Genomic DNA, 26,404 nt, shown 5'->3' with positions numbered 1-26,404 from the left:
GTTATACTCTTGTTGGGGATTACGAGAAATATTTCATTAAATGAAAAGGATGGTATATAAATATGAGTACTGTGAATGTCCAAATTGGTTTACACGAATTATTGAACGGAAGCAATGCACAGATTCAACTAAGTGTTCCGCAATTAGTGGAAAAAGTATTAATGCGAAATGAAGGGAAATTAACTTCTACTGGTGCCGTTTCTGCTTCAACAGGAAAATATACAGGACGTTCTCCTAAAGATAAATTTATTGTGAAAGAAGCATCGGTTGCTGACAAAATTGCTTGGGGAGCTGTGAACCAACCGATTTCTGAAGAACATTTTAATAAATTATATACTAAAGTTTTAGAATACTTAAAAGAAAAAGAAGAGTTATTCGTCTTCAAAGGATTTGCAGGCGCTGACCGCAATTACCGCCTACCAATTCAAGTTATTAACGAATATGCATGGCACAATTTATTTGTACATCAATTATTCATTCGTCCAACTGAAGAAGAATTAACGACTCATGAATCAGAGTTCACAATTGTTTCTGCACCGAATTTCAAAGCTGATCCAGCTGTTGACGGTACAAACTCTGAAGCATTCATTATGGTTTCATTCGAAAAACGCATCGTATTAATTGGTGGTACAGAATACGCTGGAGAAATGAAAAAATCAATCTTCTCTATTATGAACTTCTTATTACCTGAACAAGATATTCTTTCTATGCACTGTTCTGCAAACGTAGGTGAAGAAGGCGATGTAGCATTATTCTTCGGTTTATCTGGAACAGGTAAAACAACATTATCTGCTGATCCAAACCGTAAATTAATTGGTGATGATGAGCACGGTTGGTCTGATAACGGTGTATTCAATATTGAAGGCGGTTGCTACGCGAAATGTGTAAACCTTTCTCACGAGAAAGAACCACAAATTTTCGATGCAATCACATTTGGATCTGTTTTAGAAAACGTTATCATTAATGACCAAACGCGTATCGCAGACTATAACGATACTACTTTAACAGAAAATACTCGTGCTGCATACCCTATGCATGCGATCGACAATATCGTACTGCCAAGTGTTGCTGGACACCCAAATACAATCATTTTCTTAACTGCTGATGCATCTGGCGTATTGCCTCCAATCAGTAAGTTATCAAAAGAACAAGCTATGTATCATTTCTTAAGTGGTTACACTAGTAAACTAGCAGGAACAGAGCGCGGTGTTACATCTCCGCAAGCAACATTCTCAACTTGCTTCGGTTCACCATTCTTACCACTTGATGCATCTCGCTATGCTGAAATGCTTGGTGAAAAAATTGAGAAACACGATGCGAAAGTATTCTTAGTAAACACTGGCTGGACTGGTGGCGAATACGGCGTTGGTAAACGTATGAACTTAGGTTACACTCGTGCAATGATTCAAGCTGCATTAAACGGTGAACTTGCGAAAACTGAAACAGCTAAACATGACATCTTCGGTCTTGAAGTTCCACTTCACGTACCAGGTGTACCTGACGAAGTGTTAATGCCTGAACAAACTTGGGCTGATAAAGCTGCTTACAAAGCAAAAGCAATCGAACTTGCAAATGAATTCAAAGCTAACTTCAAAAAGTTCGACAGCGTATCTGAAGACATTATTAACTTAGGCGGTCCAATCGCTTAAATTAAAACTTTCTGTTGGAATAACCCTTTACTCATATGAATAAGTGTCGTGTAACCGTAAAGTTTCGCGTACTCACCGACAAAACCCAATGCGGCTTAACGGTTACACACACTTACATAAAAAAGAAGCTTACGTGAAAACGTAAGCTTCTTTCTATATCTTATATAAAGTGAAACGCTAATCTCTTCATCTGTGACCTAGATTATAAAATTACAGCTTCGAATATATACATTATATCCCTACTGGGTTTCACATCGTATGGGGCTAAAAAAGGCCCTGACCGCTTCTATCCGTGGCTGGATCATCTATTCCATCTAAAAAGAAGTCTTTTACCTTTTTTAGCTCTTTGTTAGTTCTTTCTCATCTTTCATGCTATAGTATCCTAAATTAACAACAATTAAGAAATACCCACCCAAAATCCCTACTGCAAATGCCCACATAACCATGTGGTGCTCAATTTCGTACATAATAATAGCACCCAAAATTGCAGCTGCAAAACGGTTAAACATACCGAGTGTCGGTGCTTTCGTCTTCTTTACAATACTATCTCCAAGCTTCTCAATTCTTCTCCCTAAAAGCCAAACGCAATACATACTTACGATAAGTCCAATTCCTGCACCTAAAAAATGTGCTGAAAACGGTGTTACCATCCAGCCTAGTAAAAGAATACCTAGTATATAATACGATTGAATTTTAAACGACCTTAATGACATACTAATCATGCTGTTCTCCTCTTCAGTAATTTTTATCTATCCAACAAAAAATTTCTTTCAAATTCATATTCCTTAAATCCATTTCACTCAAATTAAAAACAACATAAACAGTATGTTTATGTTGTTTAAATATTTTTAGGAAATAATATTATACAAGATTTCAAACATCATATTCTCATATTTTGTGACGGTTTTTCAAACTTTTTTCGTCCATTTATGAAAAAAATGATATCAATCTATGAACATACGGATATGATGTAATAAGCACACAAATAAAGGGGGCGTCTAATGATTTATTTTTTAATGGCTCTCATTCACCTCATTATCCCTGCACTTATTGGACTTTCATTGTATTGGTACACGAAAAACCATAGCATTTTTTACGCTGTCCTCGGTGTTCTTCTTCCAGGTATTATTCTTATTACACTCTTCCGTATTCCATTTTTAAACTTAATTCCACTTATTACTGCTATCTTATTTCTCATCTTCTTACCAAAAATAAAAAAATAGGAAAGCAGATCATAGGTGATCTGTTTTCCTATTTTGATATAGGTTCCCCTGCAATAGAATGAACTTTTACTTTCTCCGATTTCACAAACCATAGACCGACAAAAATGATAATTCCACCGATGATTTGTTGAAACGATACATATTCATTTGCCCAGACAGCTGCAAATAAAACCGCTACAAGCGGCGTTATATACATATATACCATCGTATGTGACGCCCCAATTTTTTGAACACCAACATACCACATTACTAGACCAAATACTGTTACAAAGAAAATAGAATATAGTAAAGCAAATAGTGTCATTCCGTGAGTAATGTGAAATGGCATGACAAACACATGTGGACCACTTAACAATAATAGCGGAATCGCACCCACTAATGCAGACCATGCTGTAACACGTAATGCTGAATATTTTTTAATTAATGGTCCTGCTAAAACAGGATAAAGCCCCCAGCATATTGATGTAATAAGTCCAATTCCATTGCCATAAAAAGAACTAGTAAGCGAATGTCCTGCTACTAAAACTAATGCTGCACCAACAAAGGCAGTCATAGAACCGATTAACTTTCGAGAAGAAAACTTTTCTTGTTTCAAGAAAATCGCAAATGCAGTTGTAAAAATAGGTGAAATAGAAATGAGTAAAGAGGCATTTGTAGCAGATGTATATTTGACAGTTTCCATAAATAACGTTTGATACAGTACAATACCTACAATGCTAACGATAATTAATCTAGGTATATCCTTTCGCTCCATATAAACCGACTTTTCAATAAAAAAGGTAAGGAGTAACAGAAGCGGTGCCGCCGCCATCATGCGAAGTGCAGTAAACTCAATTGCTGTAAATTCTAAAAGTCCATACTTCGCAATTGTATAGTTAATCCCCCAAATAATAACAACACTTAAAATTAACAACTCAATTCCCCATCTTCTCATGCGTATCCCCTCCGCAAAGAAGATTATACAGAAAATTCAATCACATGTACATTTCATTATGTGAAAAAATCTTTTTACTTTTGAAACGTTTTGGTAAATGAAATTATATCGGCGATTTTCTGAATATATCGGCGCAACTCCATTTATATCGGCGATTTCCCAAATATATCAGCGCAACTCCATTTATATCAGCGATTTTTTCAATATATCGACTTATCAACAAAAATCGACAATAATAGCGACTTATAAAATAAAAAAGGTGATTCCAAAATACATTTTGGAATCACCTTTCCTTTACTATATTCGAACGTGTAACTTCATATTTGGATTATAAAACTGGCTCGGGCTCTTTAACTGAAAAGTTCCTCCACCTTCATGCCAATCAACAGTTAACTTATCATCCATAAATACAAGCTTTGTACGATCAGCGATAAAGTTCATTGTGCTTGATTCAATATCCACATCGCGCTCATCTTTCTCTGCTACAGCTACTAAATCGATAATTCCGCTCATAACACAACCGCAACCTTCATTATCGTAAAATAACTTTATATATTTCGCTTCACTTGGAATCGTATCCATAATCTTTTTATATGCTGCTTCTGTTACAGTAACGTACATATGTTAATCTTCATCCTCTCTTCTCTTATCATTCATATATTGTATCACCATTTTTCTTAAAAGTTATATACAGAAAATTAAGACTAATATACAATGTATGTGATAAAGTTTCAGTAATCGAGCTTTTATGAGTAGTTCATGCAGGAGAAAGGATGTTTACTATCCGTGTTCAAACTACAACGATATCCCATGTTATTAGGTCTATTTAGTAGTTTCTTCATTTCTAGCGGAATGCTATTACAGCATGTACTTCCCTATTCTCCTTCTATTAGCTGGATCCTAGGTTTTATTTGTTTCCTATCCGCTTCTTATTTTGCTACGAAGAATACAAACAACTCATAAAGCAAGAATCATCTTAAGGAGGATTATCAAACATGCCAGCCTTAAAAAAAATAGAGCAATCACTCAATCACTTATTCCAAATTGAAAAATACGGAAAAGATAGTGCCTTTAGTCGATTTATCCCAGCCGTATATGATCCTATCAAATTTCCTTGGCAACAATTTTTCGAAGCAAATTTTGTAGATTTATTTAACGGCCTTATGATGCACGGATCTGAAAATGTAAACAAAGTATTTTTAGCTGTATTCCCTACAGATGACGTTCTCGAAACATTCATTTCACAATCCACACCTGGTGATTTACTCTTTATGCACCATCCCCTTGTAATGGAGTGTGGTGATCCGCTTGGAAGATCCGGTCGCGGTTTCATACCAATTCCTGAAAAATATTTGCAAGGAATAAAAGAAAAACAACTTTCTATATATACATGTCACGTACCAATGGATTTTCATCAAACGCATGGAACGAGTATTTCAATTGCAAAAGCATTAAACGCTACTGTAGTGGACGACTTTGCATATGGAGGTCCAGAACAAGAACCAATTGGCCTTATTTGTGAAATAGATGAAACATCAACAGAAGCACTCCAAAAACATCTAAAACAACTCTTCCAGATTCCTTACACAGACTTCGAAGGTAAACGACATGATTCCATCAAAAAAATCGCAATTATCGCTGGATGTGGCGATGTTGTATCTTTAATGAAGGAAGCAGAAGAAAAAGGTGCTGAAGCATATATTACAGGAGAAATCCATTGCCATATCGACAATGATTACGGCCGACATAAATACTCGCTCATTATGGATTATGTAAAAGAAACGAATATGTCTCTAATTGGTGTGTCACACTCTGCCTCTGAATATTTAGTGAAAGAGACATTGATGTATGAGTGGTTTAAAGAAAATTTTGATGTGGATGTTATTTTGCTTCCACAGGAGAAATGGTGGCTCTAACGCTATCATTTTTTAAATTTATATACACAATACAATCGACCACAGAAAAATAGAGAAATGTGAAAGCACCACCTGTACCAACGTAAATGCTTTCGTTGTGCCGGAAAACGAACCTACTGGTAGCACCGAGTTTACTGACGCTACCAGTATTACAGCATGAATATATATTCTATTTTTCTAATCACTGACATATAGCAATTCATTTCATAAAAAAAAGACCCGAGATTCGGGTCAACAAATAGAAATATAAATGAACTACAACAAATAACAGACAAAGCCATTATATATTTTTCATAGTAAAACATCCATTATTTTCTTTTTACACTATCAATATATTATTTTTCGTTATCGTCCTCTTTTTTAGAACTTCTACCTAAGAAGAACACAAAAGCATTACTTCCAAATAAGTGATGTTTTTTCTATTTAATGCAGTGGTAACATAACCTCAACCGTTGTTCCAACCCCAACTTCACTTTCAAAACTCATTTTACCATTGTGGTCTTTAATAATTTTTTCTGTAACTACTAAACCTAGACCAGTTCCTGTTTCTTTCGTTGTATAAAAGGCTTCATTTAACTTTGGAATTTTATCTTTTGGAATACCACATCCCTCATCTTTCACTTGAACGATGATTCCATCTTTTACAGTAACTTTAATCGTAATTGTTCCTCCAACTGACATTGCTTCAATTGCATTTTTGATTAAATTAAAAAAGACCTGTTTTAATCGTTTTTCATCACATGTAATGGACGGTAAGTCTTTACTGTAAATACCTTGTATGTGGACTCCTTGTTTTAAAGCAGGCTTTTCCATAACTCGAATAACATAAGAGATAATTTCTTGTATGTTATGAGTTTCTGATTCTAGTGATTTAGATTTCTCAAATCCACTAAGTTCTGTAGCAATTATATGAATCCGATCTACTTCTTGTTTCATAATATCACTATAAATTTTATCCTCTGGATGCTTGTCGGCTTGTTTATTCACAAGTTTTTTCAAGTTTGCTAAAGGTCTTCTAATCTTATAACCAATAACCGTTGCCATTTTTCCAACAGCTGCTAGTTTTTCTGTCTGTTTTATTTCTTTGTCCATCATCTCAAGCGTACGAACGTAAGACTGAACCCTCAAAAATATAATCCAACATATAATAGTAAATACACTATATAATGCCATTGGGATTAAAACGAGAGAAGATTGAATAATGATTCCTGTAAGAGCGTACTTCCCGACAAGTATCGCTGGAACTAACCAGAAATATCTTTTGTTCACAAAGATTGGTGCGAACAAAATAAAAAATACTTCTACTATATTTCCACCGTCAAATTCCGCATCGCTACCATAATAAATCATAATGTTATGGATACAATCTAATACATTATAGCCAATTAGAATAATATACTTTACCACAAAAACATTCTTCCATTTCATAAAGTATATTCCACTGCAAAACAATACTACCGTCAAAAAGTAAAGCCATAAACCTAAACCATCTTCAAACTTTCCTACGCCTTCTTGCTCTCCCGCGATTAAAGGTACGATAAATTCATAGGCAAGATCATACACAAAAAATATAATAAAAAATAAACTTAAAAATACTTTCAATGCCTTTATTTCTTCATTTTTAAATATATAGCCTTTATTCATATGGTAACTCCTAGCTTTTCTTCCACTTGGATTTCAGTATTTCCACACTTCCTTGGGAGAATGATGTCTATTCTCGTTCCAGTATCTCTTTCACTTGAAATATGCAGCTCACCAAGGTGCTCGGCGACAATTCGATTCGCTACCGTAAGTCCCAGACCAATTTTATCTTGTTTCGTTGTATAAAAGGCTTCTGTAACACGGGTTAAGTTTTCTTGCTTAATACCATGACCATTATCGATTACGCTGATTATTACATATTCTTTCCCTTTATTCTCTAATTGCAAATGTAATATGCCACCTTGTTCCATTGCCTCTAAAGCATTTTTTATCGTATATAAAAAGACTCCTCTTATTTTTCGTTCATCACATTCAACTTCTATTGTTTTTTCTTCCACATTAGAAATAAACTGCACGTTTAATTCATTCATTTTTCCGCGAAGACTTGTTATTACTTGTAATACAATTTTTCCTACATCATGTTTCTTATAAATAGAAGGTTTGCATGTAGCAACTTCCATCAACTCACTTATCATATTATTCATATTTTCTATTTCAAAAATCATACGTTTATAAATAGGATCCTCTTCATGCTTCTCTCGTTGTAATTGCGTAAATCCTTTTAATGAAGCCAGTGGATTTTTAATTTCATGTCCAACAGTCGCTGCCATTTTTCCGATTACTGCTAATTTTTGTGATTCACTAGCAATCGCAATACTTTCCTTTACAGCTGAAAGATATTGTAAAAATCGATTTAAAATGATATATGCAGCTATTAACATAAGCGTACACATAATAAGGAACATAAATGCTTTTATTTCCTCTAATACAAATAAATAAATTAAATATTTTCCTACAATAGAGGAAAGCAAAAACACATAAAATTTTTTATTTAAAAATATGGGTACAAAGAAAATGAGAATAATTTCTATTATATTTGTCGCATCAAACGCCGCCTTATTATAAAAAATATACGAAACTATATTAGCGATTTCTATCCCTATGTATGCAAATATCCATGCATATTTAACAAGGTTTGCCTTTTCTTTTTTCAGTAAATATATATTCACGCATAGTATTGCTACTCCGCAAATAACTTGCCATATTATGTTGTATCCCTTATCCATTATTGATTTATCTTCTAATACGATTGCATAGAAAATTTGATATACAATAACAATGACATATAACACCCATAAAAGGATTTTTGCATTCCTTTCTTCTTCTTTATATGATAGAAAACTTTCTTTCACTTCAACACCCCTTCAAAATAATATCTCGAAGAATACCATTTATTATAATAAATGATTTTCATAGACAAACAAAGATAAATCGAACATTTGAGGAAAATCGTACCAAAAACGCAATATATTTAGACTATATACAGAGCATAAAATCTATGATCATTAATACGTATATTATGGAGGATGTTTTATATAGACGGCCTAAAAAGTAAAACAAAGCTTTTAGAATGGAGCCTATTGATAGAACAGGGGGAGTTTTATGTTTGTTACTGTCGAGAAAGATGTGCATATTTTTGTGCAAGACGTTAATCCTGGTCCAGGTAGTAAGACTGTTTTCTTCGTTCACGGATGGCCTTTAAATCATCAAATGTATCAATATCAAATCAATGTTTTACCAGAGCATGGCTTTCGTTGTATCGCCATGGATATACGAGGGAATGGGCAATCTGATAAGCCATGGACTGGTTACACGTATGATCGATTAGCCGATGATATCGCAATTGTTCTAGAAGCACTCCAAGTAGAGAACGCTACATTAGTCGGTTTCTCAGTTGGTGGTGCTCTTTCTATTCGCTATATGTCTCGCTATCATGGGCGCCGCATTTCTAAGCTCGCATTAATTGACGCTGTCTCCCCCTCTTTCGTTAAAAATCAAGAGTCCCCTTACGGTGTACCGAAAGAACAAGCAAATGCTCTCATTAATCAAATGTATGCTAATTTACCAAAATTTTTAAATGACGTATCTTTATCTTTTTTCAATAGAAACTTAGGGGCTGCAACCCTTGAATGGTTTTCTTATCTCGGTATGCAATCCGCTTCTTATGCCCTTATCAAAATTTTACAAGCAGCTGCAAATGAAGATGTAACGAAAGATTTAAATAAAATTAACGTCCCAACAAAAATCTTCCACGGCGTTCACGACCAACTAATTCCTTACAAAAGTGCTGAGCTTACGCAACAACGAATTAAAAATTCTCAGTTACATGCTCTTACAAATAGTGGTCATGGTTCACCAATCGATCAAGCGGATGAATTAAATAAAGAACTGATAAAATTTTTACAAACATAACAACTGCAATATAAGAATGAAAGTTAATATAATAGATTTTTTCACAAAACATAAAATTCACATATTTCTCACAAATACACAAATAAAACGATTACATTTTCATATATACTAAATGTACAGGTAATACTCCCTAAACCCAGCTTGTCTGGTTACCCCGTTAAATACTATGAAAAAAGAACTTGTATCGTTATACAAGTTCTTTTTGTTTCTTTTATTTAAAGAGGATATCTGTACTATATTGATTTCCAACGAGTAAATCATATTGGAGCATTTTATATTGCTCTAACATTTCTTTTTGTTTCTTTGTTAAATCATTGATTACTTCTCCATTTTTATCAACTTTTAATTCATCTCTAAGCACTGGTATTTCCTTGTAAAGTTCCGATAAAAATTGATAAAATAAGGATTTATTTAATCCTGCATAATCAAAAATAAGATTAGAAAAATGAATTGGGCTTACTAAACCTAAATTATCATTTGGCATATCAAAGTTTGCATACATTAATAGCGGCGTTTGCGCCATCGCTAAACGTTCACTCGGTGTTTTTTCATTCGTTATATACCCGTTTTCTTTATAAAAAGATTTATTTGTTCCTAATGATGGAAGATGATCTCCAAAGAATACTAATAATGTAGGTCTATCTAAATTATCTAGTTGCTCTATTAAATATTGAAGTGCCTCATCTGAACGTCTTAATCCTTCTGTATACGTCTCTAATTCTCCCTTTGATTCTTCATTTTCTAGCCCGCTAATTTCTATTAGGTTTTCACCAAATCGGTCCTCTGTAAATGGAAAATGATTTTGCATCGTAACTGCATGAATAAATGTAGGTTGTTTTTGTTTCTCTAACTCAGCAATTATCTCTTTACTCATCGCTAAATCACTAATATAATCTCCATCAATATCCACATTTTCCATCGTGTCATCTGCATTAAATTTATCAAATCCTAACACCTTATATACATCATCACGTTTAAAGAATGTGCGACCAAATGAATGAATTGCACTTGTGTAATACCCTTCTTTTTTCAACGCCGTAGGGATTGATGGAATTTCTTTCTTATTTGTAATAACCTGCTGATATGGTATAGAACCTGGCTTTAACAAACTCATTGAATAACTTGTTAATGCCTCAAATTCAACGTTCGCTGTATTTCCCCCAAATGTAGGAGAAATAGTTTGTCCCCCAGGAAAGTTTTCTATATAATGATGCAAATTTGGTACAGGATCTTCACTAAAAGAAAGGTTGGTTACTTTCGTCGGATCCCAAAACGATTCACTCATTACAAAAATAATATTCGGTTTCTCTTTTTTCTTTTGATTCCCTATATTTCCACTATATTGTTTTTTTATATCGTTTGCTATTTGAAGCATATTTTCTTTAGAATAATTTTTTGGTTTTTCCATAACTGTTGTATCTAAATTGCTAATAAACCCAAGTACAAAACCATTTGAAGCGTAGTTCTCATTTTGATTCCACAAAACAAAATCTACACCTGATTTTTGAAATACTTTATTCATAAATGTATTCGCAAAATTACCGTACGCATATAGAACAAAAATAGATCCTACTACTAATAAGGCTCTTATTCCTAGATGAATCTTTACATTTTGAATATACCTTCTCATATATATCCCTGCTACAATACAAGCTACGATACTTACGATAATGACAAAAATATAACTCCAACTAAAATAGTCCATCACCATCGGTATAACAGATTGCATATGCGTAATTTGTGTGAAATCAGAAGGATATAACGGATCACCTCTGAAAATAAGCTTCAAATAATTCACAATACATAAAATGACTAACGTACAGCTCGTTAAAACCATACTTAGAAAAACCTTACCTATTAAATTATATACAAGAGTATATATTGCATAAATTACTACAAAACTTAATATAAACTGCATATTATAAAAGTAAATCCAATTCATTGCCTCTATGAAACTCATATTAACTTGCATGACAATATAAAATAACGCTACTGTATGAGCTAATAAAAGTAATATAAAATGCACTCGCAGGGATGCTCTAAGTATAGACATCTCTTTTTTATTGAAATGCGTAATATAAAACGTTATGCCCCATATGAAAATCATCATAATACTTAAAACAAGCTTTTGATTTAAATGATCTTTCATCATGTCTAAATTAAAAACCTTTAAAATCATAAACAGCATAGTTATTACTAATAAAGTCACCATACTACTTATAATGCTAGAAATTAATATATTTCTTTTTGGAAGATGAAAAAGTGTAGAACCATACTTCAATTCATTCCCTCGTTTCTATGTCTTAATTTCCCCCGCATCGAAAGAACTATTTCTATTAAAATAACATATATTACATATTTCGTCTGCATACTTGCTTCTACCATAAATGTATTGTCTTAATATTCCCTTAATCAACAGTTAAATTGTGGTATACAAATTACTCATTCTTGAAAAACTTAATTTCAGCATTCCACTTTATGATATAATAACTATGTTTTGGAAATCCTTAATACTATTAAAGATTTCACATAAAAATATGAAAGAATTAATAAAAAAGGAGTTGCTCATTTTTGCTTACTAAGTTTAAGAGTTTGCCTAAAGCGGTATATGCAATTTTGGCGCTTTCTTTCCTGTTGCACGTTTTTTGTTTAGTAAAACAGCCAGGATTAGATGGAGAGTTAGTCAAAGTAACATATGGTGCAAATGATGCCTTTAACTATTCGTTAACAGCTGAACAACTATTAAAACATGGTGTATTTGGTTATGTGTATTTAGAACCTAGTGAAGTTCCAGGGAAAAATGCATATATTACACCAGGTCAGCCATTACTATTAGCTGGCGCTATGATTATTTCTGATATTACATCAATTCCTTACTATTACGTAGCAACTGTTATTAACATGATCATGAACCTTTGCACAGTGCTATTAGTATTCTTAATAGGAAAAGAATTGTTCGAAAAAAACATTTATGGAATTGTTGCAAGTATTTTATATGCTATTTATCCAAGTAACTATACATACTTCCGTACATTGCTAACAGAAGTTCCATCCATATTCTTATTGGCGTTATGTGTATATGTATTTGTTCTCGCATGGAAATACAATAAAGTGAAATTCCATATATGGTTTGGAATTGTCGTTTCAATTTTACTTATGTTCCGTCCAAATCCAGCTCCAATGATGCTCATTCCTGTTCTTGTTGTGTTATTTACATATGGATTTAAAGAATCCATTCGAATCGGATTGTTATGGTTTATCGGACCTTTCTTTATTATTGGCGCATGGGTTGTTCGTAACTACTTAGCACTCAACCAATTTATTTTATTCTCAACCCAAGGTGCAGATCCACTAATTGCCGGTGCAGATCCATTTAATAAAATTGGATATGAAAATATAGTAAATGAAATGAGAGCTAAAGGCTTAGATGACAAAGGTGCATACGCAAAAGAATTAATTAAGAACGGATTTAAGACGGACTTCACTTATTGGTTCTCTTGGTTCACTGTCGGTAAAACAATTGAATTATTCAAAACAGCTCCTGCTGTAGACCAATATCGTATTCACAACTTTATGCAACTATGTCATAGAGTGTTTATCATCGGTACATTCTTGAGCAGCTTCTGCTTCATGCTAAATTCATTTAAACATAAACGCGTTATGATGCTAGTAGCAAGTTCAATTATTTACATTATCTTCTCAAACTTATTCTTAGCAATTAATCGCTATGGATTTTTCATTAATCCTCTTATGTGCTTAATTCTTGCATACGGATTAATTCACATTGTGCAGAAGCTTCCATTCTTCCGCACTAATCAAGCATAATAAGAAAGAGGTCGCCCACCGTTGGACGACCTCTTTCTTATTCCCCCACACTTTACACACGGCCAATTTGTCCATTCTGTAATCACACTTTAATTCCGTATGTATGTGTGTCTGTATTTGTCAAAATATCTTTCACAACACCACTCACTGTTTTACGTATAAATGCAAGTTTTTTACAACTATTACTATAACGAAAAGAGAAAATGATTAGTATGTGTATTATATAAAAGGAAGCAGCCATATTTTCCATACGATACATACGAGCACTATAACTACAAAATCAAAAAAATCTAATCTCGGTCCTTTTTTCATATTCATATGTAGCCACATATGAAACCATTTTATTTTTGTATATTTATGGATGTTTTTCTTTGCAAATCGGTAAATAAGCATTTGCATAATAAAAAATCCGGCCACAAAAATAAATAATAAGATGAGAAATCCAATCACAAAATTCCTCCTATTTTTGTAGCGTTTTTTCTACTATCCGATTTTTCAAAACCCACTCTTCAAACTGGGCACTTCCAAATTCCCAACTAAGATCGCGAGCATGTACAGAAAAAACGTAATAACCGGCATATTCGTCCATAAACCTACCTAACTCTACATCGTCTTTCTGAATACCGTATACTCCAAAATTAAAATACACATCCCATACGTCTTCATTCTTCCTCTTATAAGCGATCGATTCCATATCACATTCTGTCCCGAAATAATCAAGATGTAAATGTACGCTATCATCGTATTCGTACTCCATTTTATCACCCCTTATATTTGTACTTCTTTACCACCAAAAAAATTCCTGCTATCTACACTCACATATGGGCACTTACCTACATATCATGCTTGTAGAGTGACTTCTAGGAGGTGTTATATAGTGAAAAAATTAATCGCGATTTTTTGCATCATGTTACTAGCTGTTTTTACTTTTGCTGCTTGTAGTAGTAAAAAAGAAAGTACGAAAGAACAAACTCAAAACATTCGCGTTGGCGAAGTTACCCATTCTCTCTTCTATGCCCCATTATATGTCGGGATTGAAAAAGGATTTTTTAAAGATGAAGGACTAAATATTGACCTACAAACAACAGCTGGTGGCGATAAAACGATGACCGCCCTATTATCTGGCGGAATTGATATTGCTCTCGTCGGTTCTGAAACGTCTATTTACGTTCATCAACAAGGAGCGAAAGACCCTGTCATTAACTTTGCACAGCTTACACAAACAGATGGGACATTTTTAGTTTCACGTAAAAAACTAGACTCTTTTAATTGGAATGACGTAAAAGGTGTTACATTTTTAGGACAACGTAAAGGCGGCATGCCGCAAATGGTTGGGGAATACGTTTTAAAGAAAAATGGCATTGATCCTCGGAAAGATACGAACTTAATTCAAAATATCGAATTTGCTAATATTGCAAATGCCTTTGCATCTGGTACAGGAGAGTTTGTGCAGCTCTTTGAACCGACTGCAAGCATATTCGAAAAAGAAGGTAAAGGTTATATCGTCGCTTCATTCGGAAATGAATCTGGTACTGTTCCTTATACAACGTTCATGGCAAAAGAAAGTTTCTTAAAGAAAGATAAAGCTGCTGCTGAAAAGTTCACACGTGCGCTCTATAAGGCACAGCAATGGGTTGATACACATAGTCCAGAAGAGATTGCTGATGCTGTTTCTCCGCTATTTAAAGACACTTCGAAAGACATTACAGTAAAAGTAATTGAACGGTATAAAAAACAACATTCTTATGCGACAAATCCACTACTAGATGCGGAAGAATGGAAACAGCTCCAAACGATTATGAAAGATGCTGGTGAATTACAAAAAGAAGTCCCACATGAAGCGCTCGTCAATACAAAAATTGCCGAAAGCGTTATTAAGAAATAGAGGCGAAGTGTATGAGTTTTTTACAAATACGTAACGTTTCTCACTGTTTTTTCGCAAAAGAGAATGCCAAACTTATTCTCGAAGATATGAGCTTACAAGTGGAAGAAGGCGAATTTATTTCTATACTCGGCCCAAGTGGTTGCGGTAAAACAACGCTCCTCTCAATCATTGCTGGACTACTTGATCCAATTGATGGTATCGTCTTTTTAGATGGTGAACCAATTACAACGAAAACTTCATCTATGGGATATATGTTGCAGCAAGATTACTTATTCCCGTGGAAAACAATTGAAGAAAATATTATGCTTGGACTTCATATTCGAAAGATTTATGATGAACAGATGAAAGAACATACTTTAAATCTTTTAAAACAAGTCGGTCTACATGGGGTAGAAGGACAATATCCTCGTGAACTATCCGGCGGTATGCGTCAACGTGCTGCTCTCGTTCGAACGTTAGCAACTGATCCGAAAATTTTATTACTAGATGAACCATTCTCCGCACTCGATTATCAAACGAAATTAAAACTAGAAGAACTCGTTTTCAACTTACTAAATAAATATAAGAAAACATCACTACTTGTTACTCACGATATTGAAGAGGCGATTGCGATGAGTGATCGTATTTATTTACTGCAAGCGAATCCTGGAAAAATCGCAAAAACCTTTATCGTCCCGGAAAGTATCCGTTCTTTATCACCGTTAGAAGCACGCCATCACTACGATTTCCCAGCCCTCTTTCAAGATATATGGAAGGAGCTGGAACGACTTGGATAATATAAAACAACTACATGAACAATTTCGAAAGAAAGAACGCAGGCGTGCTTGGATTGCTCGCTCATTACAGCTTTTACTACTTATTCTTTTCTTTGCACTATGGGAAATAGCTAGCAAAAAAGAATGGATCGATCCTTTACTCTTTAGTTCTCCTTCGAGTATTTGGGATCTCTTCTTAACGAAATGGATCGACGGTTCACTTTGGGTCCACATATGGACGACATTGCTGGAAACAGGAGTAGGCTTCATTCTCGGAACGGTACTCGGTGCTATTATTGCCACGTTTCTTTGGTGGATGCCACTTCTAGCCCGCGTACTTGATCCTTACCTCGTCGTCCTAAATGCAATGCCAAAAGTTGCACTCGGTCCAATCATCATCGTTATTTTCGGTCCAAACATTTCATCTTCTATCGCAATGGGAGTAATCATTTCCATCATCATTACCATTCTCGTTATTTACAGTGCATTTCAAGAAGTCGATTCTAACTATATAAAAGTGATGGACACATTTGGCGCAAATAAATGGCAATGTTATAAGCAAGTCGTTCTCCCTGCCTCCTTTCCAGCAATTATCTCAACGTTAAAAGTAAATGTTGGTTTATCCTGGGTCGGTGTTATTTTCGGAGAACTTCTCGTTTCCAAACAAGGACTTGGCTACTTAATTAGCTACGGATTCCAAGTCTTTAACTTCACACTCGTCTTACTTAGCGTACTACTCACATGTGTTCTTGCAACTCTTATGTATGTATTTGTTGAGGCATTTGAAAAAATTCTAATTGGAAAAAGAAAAAGAAGCTGACTCAAAACAGTGCGCTATAGTCAGCTTCTTTCTTTTACCTTTTATCACACATTTTCGTTTCATTTGTAATGTTTCCATCCGCAACCGTAACTGTATGGAAACAGTCTTTCACACGTACTGTAACGACATTATCTTTTCGATCTATCACATGATAATCATTAAACTTTTCATTCAAAGCACTACGAATTTGCTCCCCTTCAAAAATCGGAAAACCGTGAGACATTACCCAAATGAGACCAGCAACAGCAAGAATCGTTTTCATACGTTTCATTACCTCCTCGAGAGTAAACTTATAGTCCCTACAACACGCGCATTATAATTGTGTCTAAATTGTGACATTTTTATACTAATTCTATTTTATACCGCAAGTTCCTTCTTCTTTTTAATAAAAATACAGAATTTTCAATTTTATCAACATAAAAAAACGCAAAGAATTAAAAATTCTTCACGCTTTTCTTTAACGAAACTATATCGAAAGCATAACTCACATTAGTCTCCACTTTGTTGTTCTATCGTTTTTGAAACATCATATAATCCCGACAGCACTTCCGCTCTCATTTTTACAAGCTCAGGGAACTGATAGAAGAAAGCAATTTTTTTATATTTTAACTCTGTTCCTTCTTTCACCTTTTTTGAATCTTGTAAAATGAACGCTGTAAATGTATCTGCGATATCCTCCGTTACATTTGTTGTTCCATACAGCGATACAAAATCATCATGCTTTTCTTTATAAAATTCAATTTGTGCCTCTTCACTTTCTTCTACTTTCTTTTCTGTCCACTCTTGCTCAATTGGTTTCCAAAATTCATTATAAAATTGGTTAATATACGAAGTTTTTCTCGCACATCCATTTTTCAAGAACACCGTGTTACATTTATTTCGATATGATGAAATGTCTTTCTCTTCATCAAACGCCTCTAAATATTTCCTATCCACTGGTACTTGTTTATGCCCAATCGTTAATACGTGAGCCGTTTCATGAATTAATGTTTTCATCACTTCATCTATATTCACCCCAGAATCGAGCACGTCTAAACTAAGCAACCAATCTCTCGGGTCATCCATACTTGGCATGACATGGGCAACAACGCCGTCATAACCATCCGTTATTAAATCCAACCCTGTTATATTCTCACGATATTTCACTGGAATGAGAGTGCGATACATGTCCCATAACGTTTCATGATACTCTCTATCTTGCCGCTGGCTTAACAAATCATCTTTTGCTACTTTGTCATCTGCAAAAACTTTATTCAATCTCTTACGATCCAATTTCTCAAAATAAGGATCTACAATTTCATCATCATCGATATAATAAGAAGCTAAAAAGAAGTAATTGTCATCCTCTTCTTTTTTCTGTTCCGCCTCTTTCATATTCATACTTTCATACTCTTCTATGTCATAATCCTCTACTTTTTCAAGTTCTGAAAGTCCCTCTATCTTTTTATATACTTTTTGTAATGTTTTATCTCCTATTTGCGTGCACTCTTCTTCTGTTTTACAAATTTCTTTTTCTTTCGTAACCTCGATAGCACTCTCGCATCCTGCAACTAAACTGCTTGCTATAATACAACACACTAACTTGCCATACAGTTTCTTCATACAATCCCCCATTATTCCATTCTACAAAATATCATAATCATTTTTTTGCGAATATGCGATAATTAATTATAAAAACTGCAAGGAGGCTTCCCATGATTCGTGCAATCTTATTCGACTTAGATGGAACACTATTAGATCGGCGCCAATCTTTAGAACAATTTATTTGTGAGCAATATAATCGCTTCGCCTCACATTTGAAGAGCATAGAGAAATCAAAGTATTGTTCTCGATTTCTTGAACTCGATAATAATGGCTATACGTGGAAGGATAAAGTATATGCTACTCTCCTTTCTGAATACAACATTACTACTTTAACGCAAGAACAACTACTACACGACTATATTACAAACTTCCAACATCATTGTATTCCTTTCAAAAACACGCATGAACTACTTCAACAGTTAAAACAGCGAAACATTAAAATTGGTATTATTACAAATGGTTTTACTGAATTTCAGATGAGCAACCTTCGAGCACTACATATACATACGTATACAAACACCATTCTCGTTTCAGAAGCTGAAGGAATTAAAAAACCTCATCCTGAAATTTTCGAACGTGCTTTGCAAAGACTAGATGTGAAGGCAGAAGAATGTCTTTATGTTGGAGATCATCCAGAAAACGATGTGCTTGGTTCTGAACAAGTAGGGATTCTTGGTGTTTGGAAAAAAGATTCGTTTTGGGGGAATTTTAAGCATTCACGTATCGTAGATGATTTGTTGGAGGTGCTTTCGTTTTTAGAGGTGGAGGTATCAACACAATAATAACAAATAAATTATATCAGCGATTTTCACAATATATCAATTCACCAACCAAAAGTAACAATAATAAGAGGAGGCGTTTTTCACAAACGCCTCCTCTTATTATTCATACACTGTAAACTGAGGTTTACTCGGATGATCTTTTACTAGCGCATCATCTGGAAACTTTGAAACTTTTTGATATACGGCAATGTCACCGATACAACCTCCTGTTAGTAGAATTCCTAAAAATGAGAGTGGCTCCAGATTCATAGCTAATCCCAATACAATTGGAAAAATTCCAGTTGGTAAAAACGGAAGCATTAACACTTTCTTCATTTGCTTTACTGTAACCGCCTGTTTAGAATGAGCATATGCAACACCTAATTTCCAATTAACGCCCCATTTTAGTTCACTCCACGGAACACCTCCGATATAGCGAAAGCCAATTAAATGTATCGCCTCATGAATACAAACGAGAACAATCATTGCGATAATAAAAAGAAACATCGTTAATAATGTAACTTCAACTTGAACCCCACCTGAAAGAAATATATGCAAATAACCAATTCCAAACGACAAAGCAATTATTATAAAAAATAAAGAAAAGTTTAATTTAACCATCGAAACAGTAACAGTCGTTTCTTTTCTTTTATCCATCTTCCCCCTCCTAAAATGTAAATATATCTTTACAAAATTGTATAATATACCCAAAAAAATGTAAAGATATATTTACATTTATTCTTACATACAAAAAAAGAAACCGGCTACTTTACTTCGTAAAACAGCCGATTTCTTCTATATGTTTCATCGTACGCGCTAATACGTCATCGCGCATTATAAAGCTAAATTTTCTATTCGTTTTAATGTTGTCAGGAATGTCTTTTAATAAAACAGACCCTTTCGTTTCTTCGTAATGCGTATGTTCTTCTACCGCACTAATTGTTGCAAAATAAATGTTTTTAATGATTATTTTGTCTTTTCCAGATACTTTGTATTGTCCTAAGTAAGTTAAATCAGAAACTATGCCGCCGGTTTCTTCATGAACCTCTCGAACTGCCGCTTCTTCCGGTGTTTCCCCTAGTTCTACTTTACCACCTGGAAATTCAAGACCGCGACGTAAATGATGCGTTAATAACCATTGATCCCCGTACCGGCATACAACCCAAACATGCTTTGGCTCAGGAGAAAATGGATAACGTTCAAACGATAATTGTACAGTGTTGTGGTAATAATCTTTAAATTTGTACATGCCATTACTCCCCTATTGATGGTTACAAGTTTTTCCTACCACAAATTGTAGCATATTCTCGCTTTTCTGCATAATATTATCCAATTACAATCCATTGATTATTCCCATTTGCGCGACTAATTCTTTCGTCTCATGATTTCCTAAATCGTAAATCATTTTATATGCTTTTTGTAGTTGTTCATCATATCGGTCATTATTTGAATCGTGATGATACTCAACAAATGGAACGTGGGAGCGTACAAATGACCCTAAATCTTCTACATATGCTTGATCAAAGTGCTCTCTTAATTCCGTAATTTCCTCATCATTTGCGGAAATCTCAAAATTATACGTATCCGCCGTCTTCACTTGTGAAATTTGACCATTTCCTATTGATATATAATATGTTTTTTTCGTCTCCATGTAACACCCTTCTTTCATCCTTTTATTTTCTATTGTTTTCATCAATTACAAAATTATGTAAAATAAAGAAAAGGAAGGATTTTATGTTCAAAATATTAATTATCGGTATTATCATCGTCCTAATCATCCTCGTACTCTCCATCATGACAATTAATAAAGGCTATGCTTATAAACATTCCGTCGATAAACTAGAAGATAATCCTTATACAAAAAAGAATAAGGAGGATTCATAATATGCTTCGTATACTCCCCATCATAGTAGCCCTCACTGTGATCGTTATGTCGGCAATTGGATCATATACAGGTCAAAATAAATTTTTACCTCTTTCATAATTTCTATTAGGGGCTTTAATGTTTCTCATCGCATTTGAACAAATAAAGAAAAAGGAATTAGCAACTGGACTTATTTGTATTATTGCCGGTGCTTTCATTTGGATAGTTCTCATTATTACCTACATAAAATAAGAGGAGGTCTTTTATGCTAAAAAGGGGGGCGGATTACTTTATCACTTATTGCCTTATCTATAGCAATCTATGGATTTTTTACTGGTAGTAGAGAAATAATGCCTTATATGTTCATCTTTTTAGGAGGTATGGCCCTCACCATAAGTTTAGAGGAAATATTAAAACGACAAACAGGAGGTAGTCTGCTCGCTCTACTAGCAGGGGCCGCTGCTTTATTTATTGGTTTCACAGAAATATTCTAGTAAATGGTCTAAAGGAGGCTATACAATGCTAACTCTAACTATATTACGGATTTTTTTAGCATTTCTCATGCTTCTCTTACTCACTCTAAGCACTTATGTCCATGTTACCGATAATTTTTCACTTCTTCCATACTTACAATTTATTCTCAGTTGTTCCTTTATTCTTCTAGGAATTAATGAATTAAAATCCGGACGAAAATCAATGAGTATCCCGTATTTTTTCGTTTCTGGTCTTATATTCTTCTTCTTAATATCGAACTACTTTCACTACATGTAGAATGAAATTTTGACCAATTTAGCATTTATAATTATTTTCTCTCAGTAACTATGTCTTTCTACTAAGGGGGATTCCATGTTAAAAAACATTCGAATTATAATCGCCACTATCGCTCTTTCTCTCGCCCTATTTAGCTTCTTTGCAAACTTCACTATTCTTTTACCTTACGTGTTCACCCTTTTGGGAATCGATGAAATAAAGCAGCAGCAAAAAGCGAAAGCATTTGTTTATTTTCTCTGTTCTGCCTTTATTTTATATGTTGGAGTATCTAATATATTTTCATACAAAAGAAGAGTATGGTCGCTCTTAGCACAATAAAAAAACTGCCCTTTCACAGGCAGTTTTTCTTTTTATCCAAAAACTTTCTCAAGTTCATCTTTATCTTGGCTTAACCAGAAGTTCATTAAGCGTTGTGCTCCTTCTAAGTCGTGAAGCTTCGCTTGACCACATTGCGTTTCATTTGCAGCCGGAATTTCTGTAATTTGAACCGCATCTTTTAATGTTAGTTCTAATAAATCAATGATTTCTCGTACTGTCGGTGTTCCGCTTACTACAAGATAATATCCTGTTTGGCAGCCCATCGGTGAAATATCGATAATATCAAAATGCGGATAACGATCAATATATTTACGTAAATTAAATGCTAATAAATGCTCTAACGTATGAATAACATCTGGTTTCATTGCTTGTTTATTCGGTTGACAGAAACGAATATCAAATTTATTTACAATACCGTCACTACCTACATTGTGAACTCCGCAATGTCTTACATAAGGTGCCTTTACAATCGTATGATCTAATTCAAAGCTTTCTACTGATGGCATACAACATCTCTCCCGCTTTTAATTTAATTCCGTTATATCCAATATGATATAACGGAAATGCACATTAGTAAAGTATTATGTACAGTCGTGCTATAATACTTTAAGAATATGCTGAAAAGGAGACCGTTATGAAACAGATTTTTATTGGGATTATACGCTTTTATCAAAAGTTCATTTCTCCGATGACGCCACCAACATGTCGTTTTTATCCAACTTGTTCTCATTACGGATTAGAGGCGTTTCAAAAACATGGTGCACTCAAAGGCTTTTGGCTTACTTGTAAGCGTATATTAAAATGTCACCCTTTCCACCCGGGAGGATTTGATCCTGTCCCAGATAAAAAGGATGACAAAGTAAATTCTTAATTGTCGTAACCATTCACAACTAAATCTAATTTTCCTGTATCAGGATCTATAACAAGACCGTGAACAGGTACTTCTTCCGGAAGTAATGGGTGGTTGCGAAGTACTGATACGCTATGTTCTACACTTTCTTCCACACTAGAGAAACCGCGCAAGAATTGTTCTAAATCGATTCCAGAATAACGAAGCATATCTAATTTCTCTTCTGTTATACCGCGTTCTTTCATTCTCTCAATCGTACTGCTTGCTTGAATTTTTGCCATACCACAATCATGGTGACCAACTACACATACTTCATCAGCGCCAAGTTCGTATACAGCGACTAAAATACTACGCATAATACTTCCAAATGGATGTGAAATAACAGCGCCTGCTACTTTAATAATTTTCACATCACCGTTACGCATATTCATCGCTTTTGGTAATAGTTCGACAAGTCGTGTATCCATACAAGAAATAATTACCATCTTTTTGTTTGGAAATTTCCCCGCTACAAACTCTTCATATTTTTTCTCTTCAACAAATTTCTCATTGTACTGCAAAATCTCTTCTAATGACTTCATAGTAAAGGACCCTCTTTTCTCTCGTTTACACTACATAAATAGTGTACCAAAATATGAAAAACTCAAAAAGGATATCGCTTTATAGTAAAAATAAGATATTTTCAGATAATCGACATAATTCTTTCAAAATATACACACATCTTTGTAACAAGTTTCACATACTTTAAACGTTTTTTCACTATAAACTGATTGTAGATAATGTAAAAAAGGAGTGAATATTTATTATGTCCGACGTTCTGTTACTGAGTCGTTTTCAATTTGCAATTACTATTTTTTATCACTTTTTATTTGTACCTTTGACAATCGGACTTGTCATTTTAGTAGCATGTATGGAAACTCAATACGCCCGCACATTGAATCCAACATACCGTAAAATGGCAAATTTCTGGGGTAAATTATTTACAATTAACTTCGTAATGGGGATTATAACCGGGATTACGATGGAATTCCAATTTGGAACAAACTGGTCTGAGTACTCCAAATATATGGGAGACATTTTCGGATCACCTCTCGCAATCGAAGCACTCGTTGCCTTCTTCTTAGAATCTACTTTCATGGGAATATGGTTATTCGGTAAAGACAAAATTTCACCAAAGTTCCGTGCCTTCTGTATGTGGATGGTTGCACTTGGAACAAACATTTCCGCCCTTTGGATTATTACAGCAAACGGCTTTATGCAAAACCCTGTTGGATACGTCGTGCGTAACGGCCGCGCTGAATTAAATGATTTCTGGGCACTCGTTACGAATCCATACGCTTGGAACATGTTCTTCCATACTGTAGTTGGTTGTTATATCGTAGGTGCTTTCTTCGTTATGGCAATTAGTGCTTATCACTTATTACGTAAAAATGAAGTAGAATTCTTCAAAAAATCATTTAAGTTTGGTTTAATGTTAGGCTTATTCGCCGCAACAATTACACCGTTTATGGGACATCAATCTGGTGTATCAGCAGCTAAATATCAACCCGCAAAAGGTGCTGCGATGGAAGCAGTTTGGGAAACTGGAAAAGGACAAGGCTTCTCAATTGTTCAAATTCCTGATGTAAAAAATGAGAAGAACTTTGAATTCCTTACGATTCCAAAACTCGGAAGCTTCTTCTACACAAATTCATTTAATGGCGAAATTGTTGGTTTAAAAGATATTCCGAAAGATGAACGTCCAAATGTTAACCTCGTGTATTATAGCTTCCGCTTAATGGTTGCACTCGGCATGTTCTTTATGGCATTAACTTGGTATGGCTTCTATTTAAACCGAAAAGGAAAACTAGAAAACTCAAAACGTTATTTGAAAATTACAATATGGTCTGTCTTACTTCCTTATATCGCAATTAACGCAGGATGGATTGTCGCTGAAGTAGGTCGTCAACCATGGACAGTATATAAACTAATGCGTACAGCAGAATCTGTATCACCTATATCTGTCCCGCAAATTTGGTTCTCATTAATTAGTTTAATTTTATTCTACACTTTACTTTTAATCGCAGACGTATACTTAATGCTGAAGTTCGCGAAAAAAGGACCTGCCGCATTAGAAGAACCTGCTACTGAGGGAGGTGTAGCTCATGTCTCATGATATGCTTGCAATCATCTGGTTCGGTTTATGGGGCGTGATTTGGACAGTTTACTTCATTCTTGACGGGTATGCACTTGGTAACGGAATGATTTTTCCTTTCGTTACGAAAGATCGACAAGAACGAAATCAATTACAAGAAGCAATTGGCCCGTTCTGGGGCGGTAATGAAGTATGGTTAATTACAGCTGGTGGCGCAACATTTGCTGCCTTCCCAGTCACATATGCTAATATGTTTAGTTATTTATATACACCGTTATTCTTAGTATTACTTGCACTATTTGCTCGTGCCGCTGGACTGGAATTCATGCATAAAGATGATTCACCAATTTGGCAAAAAACTTGTAAATGGGCATTTGCAATTGGCAGTTTCCTAATCGCCTTCTTATTCGGTGTTACGTTCGCTAATCTTTATTACGGACTACAAATCGGAAAAAATGGCTATGAAGGAAATTTACTTAGCTTACTAAACCATTACGGTATATTAGGTGGTCTTTTCTTCACTGCTATATTTGTCGTATCCGGTGCCCTTTGGGTCATGATTAAAACGACTGGTGAAGTATCTGATCGTGCTTATAAAATCGCAAGACCATTTTCAATGGCAGCTGCTATTATTTTAGCTATCTTCTATGTAGCAACTGCTAATCGGACAAACTTATTCCAAAACTTTACGGAATATCCGGTACTATTCATTCTTCCAGTACTTGCAATGCTAATGAGTGTACTCGCACTTATTATGGTGTACAAACATAAAATTGGCCTTGCATTCACATTCGTTTGCCTAACAATCGCAATGTTTATGACAACTGGCTTTGCAGGTATGTTCCCAAGAATGTTACCATCTCGTATTAACGATGCATACAGTACAACGTTATATAACGCAGCTGGTAGTCAATTAAACTTAAAAATTATGTTCTTCGTTGCAATGGTTATGGTACCAATCGTTATTGGATATCAGCTTTGGAGCTACAGTATTTTTAAAAATAAAATTCATAAAGACTCTGCTAAAGGGTATCACTAAAGTAAAAAAAGACACTTCGTTTGAACTGAACCCAAAAAATTAGACAAATATATTAAGCAGCTACTAAGGATTGAACTCTGTATTGCACAGGGGACAATCCTTTTAGTTTTGTTTTAATTCTT

Annotated in this window: 30 protein-coding genes and 2 pseudogenes; 16 read left to right on the top strand and 16 right to left on the bottom strand. The window is 34.5% G+C overall.

Features of this window, described 5'->3' with window-relative positions; all coding sequences use genetic code 11:
- The first annotated feature begins 62 nt into the window (after positions 1-62).
- The gene (gene pckA, locus ES895_RS00165; protein ID WP_000108802.1) at positions 63-1,649 is read left to right on the top strand and encodes a phosphoenolpyruvate carboxykinase (ATP); all 1,587 of its coding nucleotides are present in this window, start codon (positions 63-65) and stop codon (positions 1,647-1,649) included.
- 338 nt (positions 1,650-1,987) lie between these two features.
- Here pckA and ES895_RS00160 read toward each other — a convergent pair whose 3' ends face one another.
- On the bottom strand, positions 1,988-2,371 hold the full coding sequence (locus tag ES895_RS00160) for an ATP synthase subunit I (RefSeq protein ID WP_000624929.1): 384 nt from the start codon (positions 2,369-2,371) through the stop codon (positions 1,988-1,990).
- Between the two features lie 279 nt (positions 2,372-2,650).
- Here ES895_RS00160 and ES895_RS00155 point away from each other — a divergent pair, with 279 nt between their 5' ends.
- Positions 2,651-2,872: a hypothetical protein gene (locus tag ES895_RS00155; protein ID WP_000639042.1), complete on the top strand. Its 222-nt coding sequence runs from the start codon at positions 2,651-2,653 to the stop codon at positions 2,870-2,872.
- 28 nt (positions 2,873-2,900) lie between these two features.
- Here ES895_RS00155 and ES895_RS00150 read toward each other — a convergent pair whose 3' ends face one another.
- Positions 2,901-3,806, bottom strand: a complete 906-nt coding sequence (locus ES895_RS00150; protein WP_001255414.1) for a DMT family transporter — start codon at positions 3,804-3,806, stop codon at positions 2,901-2,903.
- Positions 3,807-4,103: 297 nt separating this feature from the next.
- Positions 4,104-4,427, bottom strand: coding sequence for an iron-sulfur cluster biosynthesis family protein (locus ES895_RS00145; RefSeq protein ID WP_000289569.1), 324 nt, complete (start codon positions 4,425-4,427; stop codon positions 4,104-4,106).
- Between the two features lie 374 nt (positions 4,428-4,801).
- On the opposite strand from ES895_RS00145, the gene ES895_RS00140 reads away from it, so the two are divergent.
- The gene (locus tag ES895_RS00140) at positions 4,802-5,722 is read left to right on the top strand and encodes a Nif3-like dinuclear metal center hexameric protein (RefSeq protein WP_061654616.1); all 921 of its coding nucleotides are present in this window, start codon (positions 4,802-4,804) and stop codon (positions 5,720-5,722) included.
- Positions 5,723-6,145: 423 nt separating this feature from the next.
- On the opposite strand, the gene ES895_RS00135 is transcribed toward ES895_RS00140, so the two are convergent.
- Together ES895_RS00135 and ES895_RS00130 are read right to left on the bottom strand one after the other, a co-directional pair.
- On the bottom strand, positions 6,146-7,366 hold the full coding sequence (locus ES895_RS00135) for an ATP-binding protein (protein WP_001032637.1): 1,221 nt from the start codon (positions 7,364-7,366) through the stop codon (positions 6,146-6,148).
- Entirely contained in the window at positions 7,363-8,616 is a 1,254-nt protein-coding gene (locus tag ES895_RS00130) for an ATP-binding protein (protein WP_000664888.1), read from the bottom strand. The genes ES895_RS00135 and ES895_RS00130 overlap by 4 nt, the downstream gene beginning before the upstream one ends.
- A gap of 250 nt (positions 8,617-8,866) precedes the next feature.
- Between ES895_RS00130 and ES895_RS00125 the strand changes: the two genes are divergently transcribed.
- Complete coding sequence (locus ES895_RS00125; RefSeq protein WP_061138902.1) at positions 8,867-9,676, top strand: alpha/beta fold hydrolase; 810 nt, start codon at positions 8,867-8,869, stop codon at positions 9,674-9,676.
- A gap of 211 nt (positions 9,677-9,887) precedes the next feature.
- Here ES895_RS00125 and ES895_RS00120 read toward each other — a convergent pair whose 3' ends face one another.
- Complete coding sequence (locus tag ES895_RS00120) at positions 9,888-11,957, bottom strand: LTA synthase family protein (protein WP_000873622.1); 2,070 nt, start codon at positions 11,955-11,957, stop codon at positions 9,888-9,890.
- 290 nt (positions 11,958-12,247) lie between these two features.
- On the opposite strand from ES895_RS00120, the gene ES895_RS00115 reads away from it, so the two are divergent.
- Positions 12,248-13,501, top strand: a complete 1,254-nt coding sequence (locus tag ES895_RS00115; protein ID WP_000956220.1) for a glycosyltransferase family 39 protein — start codon at positions 12,248-12,250, stop codon at positions 13,499-13,501.
- An 82-nt stretch (positions 13,502-13,583) separates the two neighbouring features.
- On the opposite strand, the pseudogene ES895_RS29640 reads toward ES895_RS00115, so the two are convergent.
- The 3 genes and pseudogenes from ES895_RS29640 to ES895_RS00100 all read right to left on the bottom strand — a co-directional run.
- Positions 13,584-13,655: pseudogene (locus ES895_RS29640) on the bottom strand (DUF2196 domain-containing protein); the annotation flags it as partial.
- 65 nt (positions 13,656-13,720) lie between these two features.
- Positions 13,721-13,951 (bottom strand): hypothetical protein, encoded by a 231-nt coding sequence (locus ES895_RS00105; RefSeq protein WP_000578981.1) that lies wholly within the window; start codon positions 13,949-13,951, stop codon positions 13,721-13,723.
- Positions 13,952-13,961: 10 nt separating this feature from the next.
- Positions 13,962-14,258 carry a DUF3986 family protein gene (locus ES895_RS00100; RefSeq protein ID WP_000455580.1) on the bottom strand — a complete coding sequence of 99 codons (297 nt, stop codon included), beginning with the start codon at positions 14,256-14,258 and terminating at the stop codon, positions 13,962-13,964.
- Between the two features lie 120 nt (positions 14,259-14,378).
- Between ES895_RS00100 and ES895_RS00095 the strand changes: the two genes are divergently transcribed.
- Genes ES895_RS00095 through ES895_RS00085 form a run of 3 tightly spaced genes read left to right on the top strand, consistent with a single transcriptional unit; the run spans position 14,379 to position 16,961 of the window.
- Positions 14,379-15,386, top strand: coding sequence for an ABC transporter substrate-binding protein (locus tag ES895_RS00095; RefSeq protein WP_000733151.1), 1,008 nt, complete (start codon positions 14,379-14,381; stop codon positions 15,384-15,386).
- A gap of 11 nt (positions 15,387-15,397) precedes the next feature.
- Complete coding sequence (locus tag ES895_RS00090; protein WP_000009025.1) at positions 15,398-16,162, top strand: ABC transporter ATP-binding protein; 765 nt, start codon at positions 15,398-15,400, stop codon at positions 16,160-16,162.
- A complete protein-coding gene (locus ES895_RS00085) occupies positions 16,155-16,961 on the top strand; it encodes an ABC transporter permease (protein WP_000368771.1) in 807 nt (268 codons plus the stop codon). Before ES895_RS00090 ends, ES895_RS00085 begins: the two co-directional genes overlap by 8 nt.
- Before the next feature lie 34 nt (positions 16,962-16,995).
- Here the strand turns inward: ES895_RS00085 and ES895_RS00080 are convergent, their stop codons facing one another.
- Positions 16,996-17,223: a hypothetical protein gene (locus ES895_RS00080; protein ID WP_000849112.1), complete on the bottom strand. Its 228-nt coding sequence runs from the start codon at positions 17,221-17,223 to the stop codon at positions 16,996-16,998.
- A 227-nt stretch (positions 17,224-17,450) separates the two neighbouring features.
- Entirely contained in the window at positions 17,451-18,563 is a 1,113-nt protein-coding gene (locus ES895_RS00075) for a hypothetical protein (protein ID WP_000737831.1), read from the bottom strand.
- Positions 18,564-18,655: 92 nt separating this feature from the next.
- Between ES895_RS00075 and ES895_RS00070 the strand changes: the two genes are divergently transcribed.
- On the top strand, positions 18,656-19,327 hold the full coding sequence (locus ES895_RS00070; protein ID WP_000617256.1) for an HAD family hydrolase: 672 nt from the start codon (positions 18,656-18,658) through the stop codon (positions 19,325-19,327).
- Positions 19,328-19,426: 99 nt separating this feature from the next.
- On the opposite strand, the gene ES895_RS00065 is transcribed toward ES895_RS00070, so the two are convergent.
- The 3 genes from ES895_RS00065 to ES895_RS00055 form a co-directional block, all read right to left on the bottom strand.
- Positions 19,427-19,963, bottom strand: a complete 537-nt coding sequence (locus ES895_RS00065; RefSeq protein ID WP_000361286.1) for a DUF3267 domain-containing protein — start codon at positions 19,961-19,963, stop codon at positions 19,427-19,429.
- Between the two features lie 112 nt (positions 19,964-20,075).
- Entirely contained in the window at positions 20,076-20,555 is a 480-nt protein-coding gene (gene mutTA / locus ES895_RS00060) for an antimutator 8-oxo-(dGTP/GTP)ase (RefSeq protein ID WP_000276385.1), read from the bottom strand.
- 84 nt (positions 20,556-20,639) lie between these two features.
- The gene (locus ES895_RS00055; protein ID WP_000448409.1) at positions 20,640-20,957 is read right to left on the bottom strand and encodes a hypothetical protein; all 318 of its coding nucleotides are present in this window, start codon (positions 20,955-20,957) and stop codon (positions 20,640-20,642) included.
- A gap of 83 nt (positions 20,958-21,040) precedes the next feature.
- Between ES895_RS00055 and ytzI the strand changes: the two genes are divergently transcribed.
- From ytzI to ES895_RS00030, 4 genes and pseudogenes are all read left to right on the top strand, one after another.
- On the top strand, positions 21,041-21,190 hold the full coding sequence (gene ytzI, locus ES895_RS00050; protein WP_000472790.1) for a YtzI protein: 150 nt from the start codon (positions 21,041-21,043) through the stop codon (positions 21,188-21,190).
- A gap of 1 nt (position 21,191) precedes the next feature.
- Positions 21,192-21,422: pseudogene (locus tag ES895_RS00045) on the top strand (DUF3953 domain-containing protein).
- 32 nt (positions 21,423-21,454) lie between these two features.
- Positions 21,455-21,664: a DUF3953 domain-containing protein gene (locus ES895_RS00040; protein ID WP_097813953.1), complete on the top strand. Its 210-nt coding sequence runs from the start codon at positions 21,455-21,457 to the stop codon at positions 21,662-21,664.
- A gap of 352 nt (positions 21,665-22,016) precedes the next feature.
- Positions 22,017-22,259, top strand: a complete 243-nt coding sequence (locus ES895_RS00030) for a DUF3953 domain-containing protein (protein ID WP_061138891.1) — start codon at positions 22,017-22,019, stop codon at positions 22,257-22,259.
- 32 nt (positions 22,260-22,291) lie between these two features.
- Here ES895_RS00030 and luxS read toward each other — a convergent pair whose 3' ends face one another.
- Complete coding sequence (luxS, locus tag ES895_RS00025; protein ID WP_001141371.1) at positions 22,292-22,765, bottom strand: S-ribosylhomocysteine lyase LuxS; 474 nt, start codon at positions 22,763-22,765, stop codon at positions 22,292-22,294.
- A 128-nt stretch (positions 22,766-22,893) separates the two neighbouring features.
- On the opposite strand from luxS, the gene yidD reads away from it, so the two are divergent.
- Entirely contained in the window at positions 22,894-23,130 is a 237-nt protein-coding gene (yidD, locus tag ES895_RS00020; protein ID WP_000809334.1) for a membrane protein insertion efficiency factor YidD, read from the top strand.
- Here yidD and ES895_RS00015 read toward each other — a convergent pair.
- Positions 23,127-23,690: a beta-class carbonic anhydrase gene (locus ES895_RS00015; protein ID WP_000838164.1), complete on the bottom strand. Its 564-nt coding sequence runs from the start codon at positions 23,688-23,690 to the stop codon at positions 23,127-23,129. The two genes, yidD and ES895_RS00015, sit on opposite strands and share 4 nt — an antisense overlap.
- Positions 23,691-23,914: 224 nt before the next feature.
- On the opposite strand from ES895_RS00015, the gene cydA reads away from it, so the two are divergent.
- Complete coding sequence (gene cydA, locus ES895_RS00010) at positions 23,915-25,264, top strand: cytochrome ubiquinol oxidase subunit I (protein ID WP_001286194.1); 1,350 nt, start codon at positions 23,915-23,917, stop codon at positions 25,262-25,264.
- On the top strand, positions 25,254-26,282 hold the full coding sequence (gene cydB / locus ES895_RS00005) for a cytochrome d ubiquinol oxidase subunit II (RefSeq protein WP_000017662.1): 1,029 nt from the start codon (positions 25,254-25,256) through the stop codon (positions 26,280-26,282). The genes cydA and cydB overlap by 11 nt, the downstream gene beginning before the upstream one ends.
- Positions 26,283-26,404 lie beyond the last annotated feature (122 nt).

This window comes from Bacillus sp. 007/AIA-02/001 (assembly GCF_004634455.1).
Classification (GTDB): Bacteria; Bacillota; Bacilli; order Bacillales; family Bacillaceae_G; genus Bacillus_A; species Bacillus_A cereus.
The sequence above is the reverse complement of the archived record's forward strand: the minus strand, read 5'-3'. Positions and strand labels throughout refer to the sequence as shown.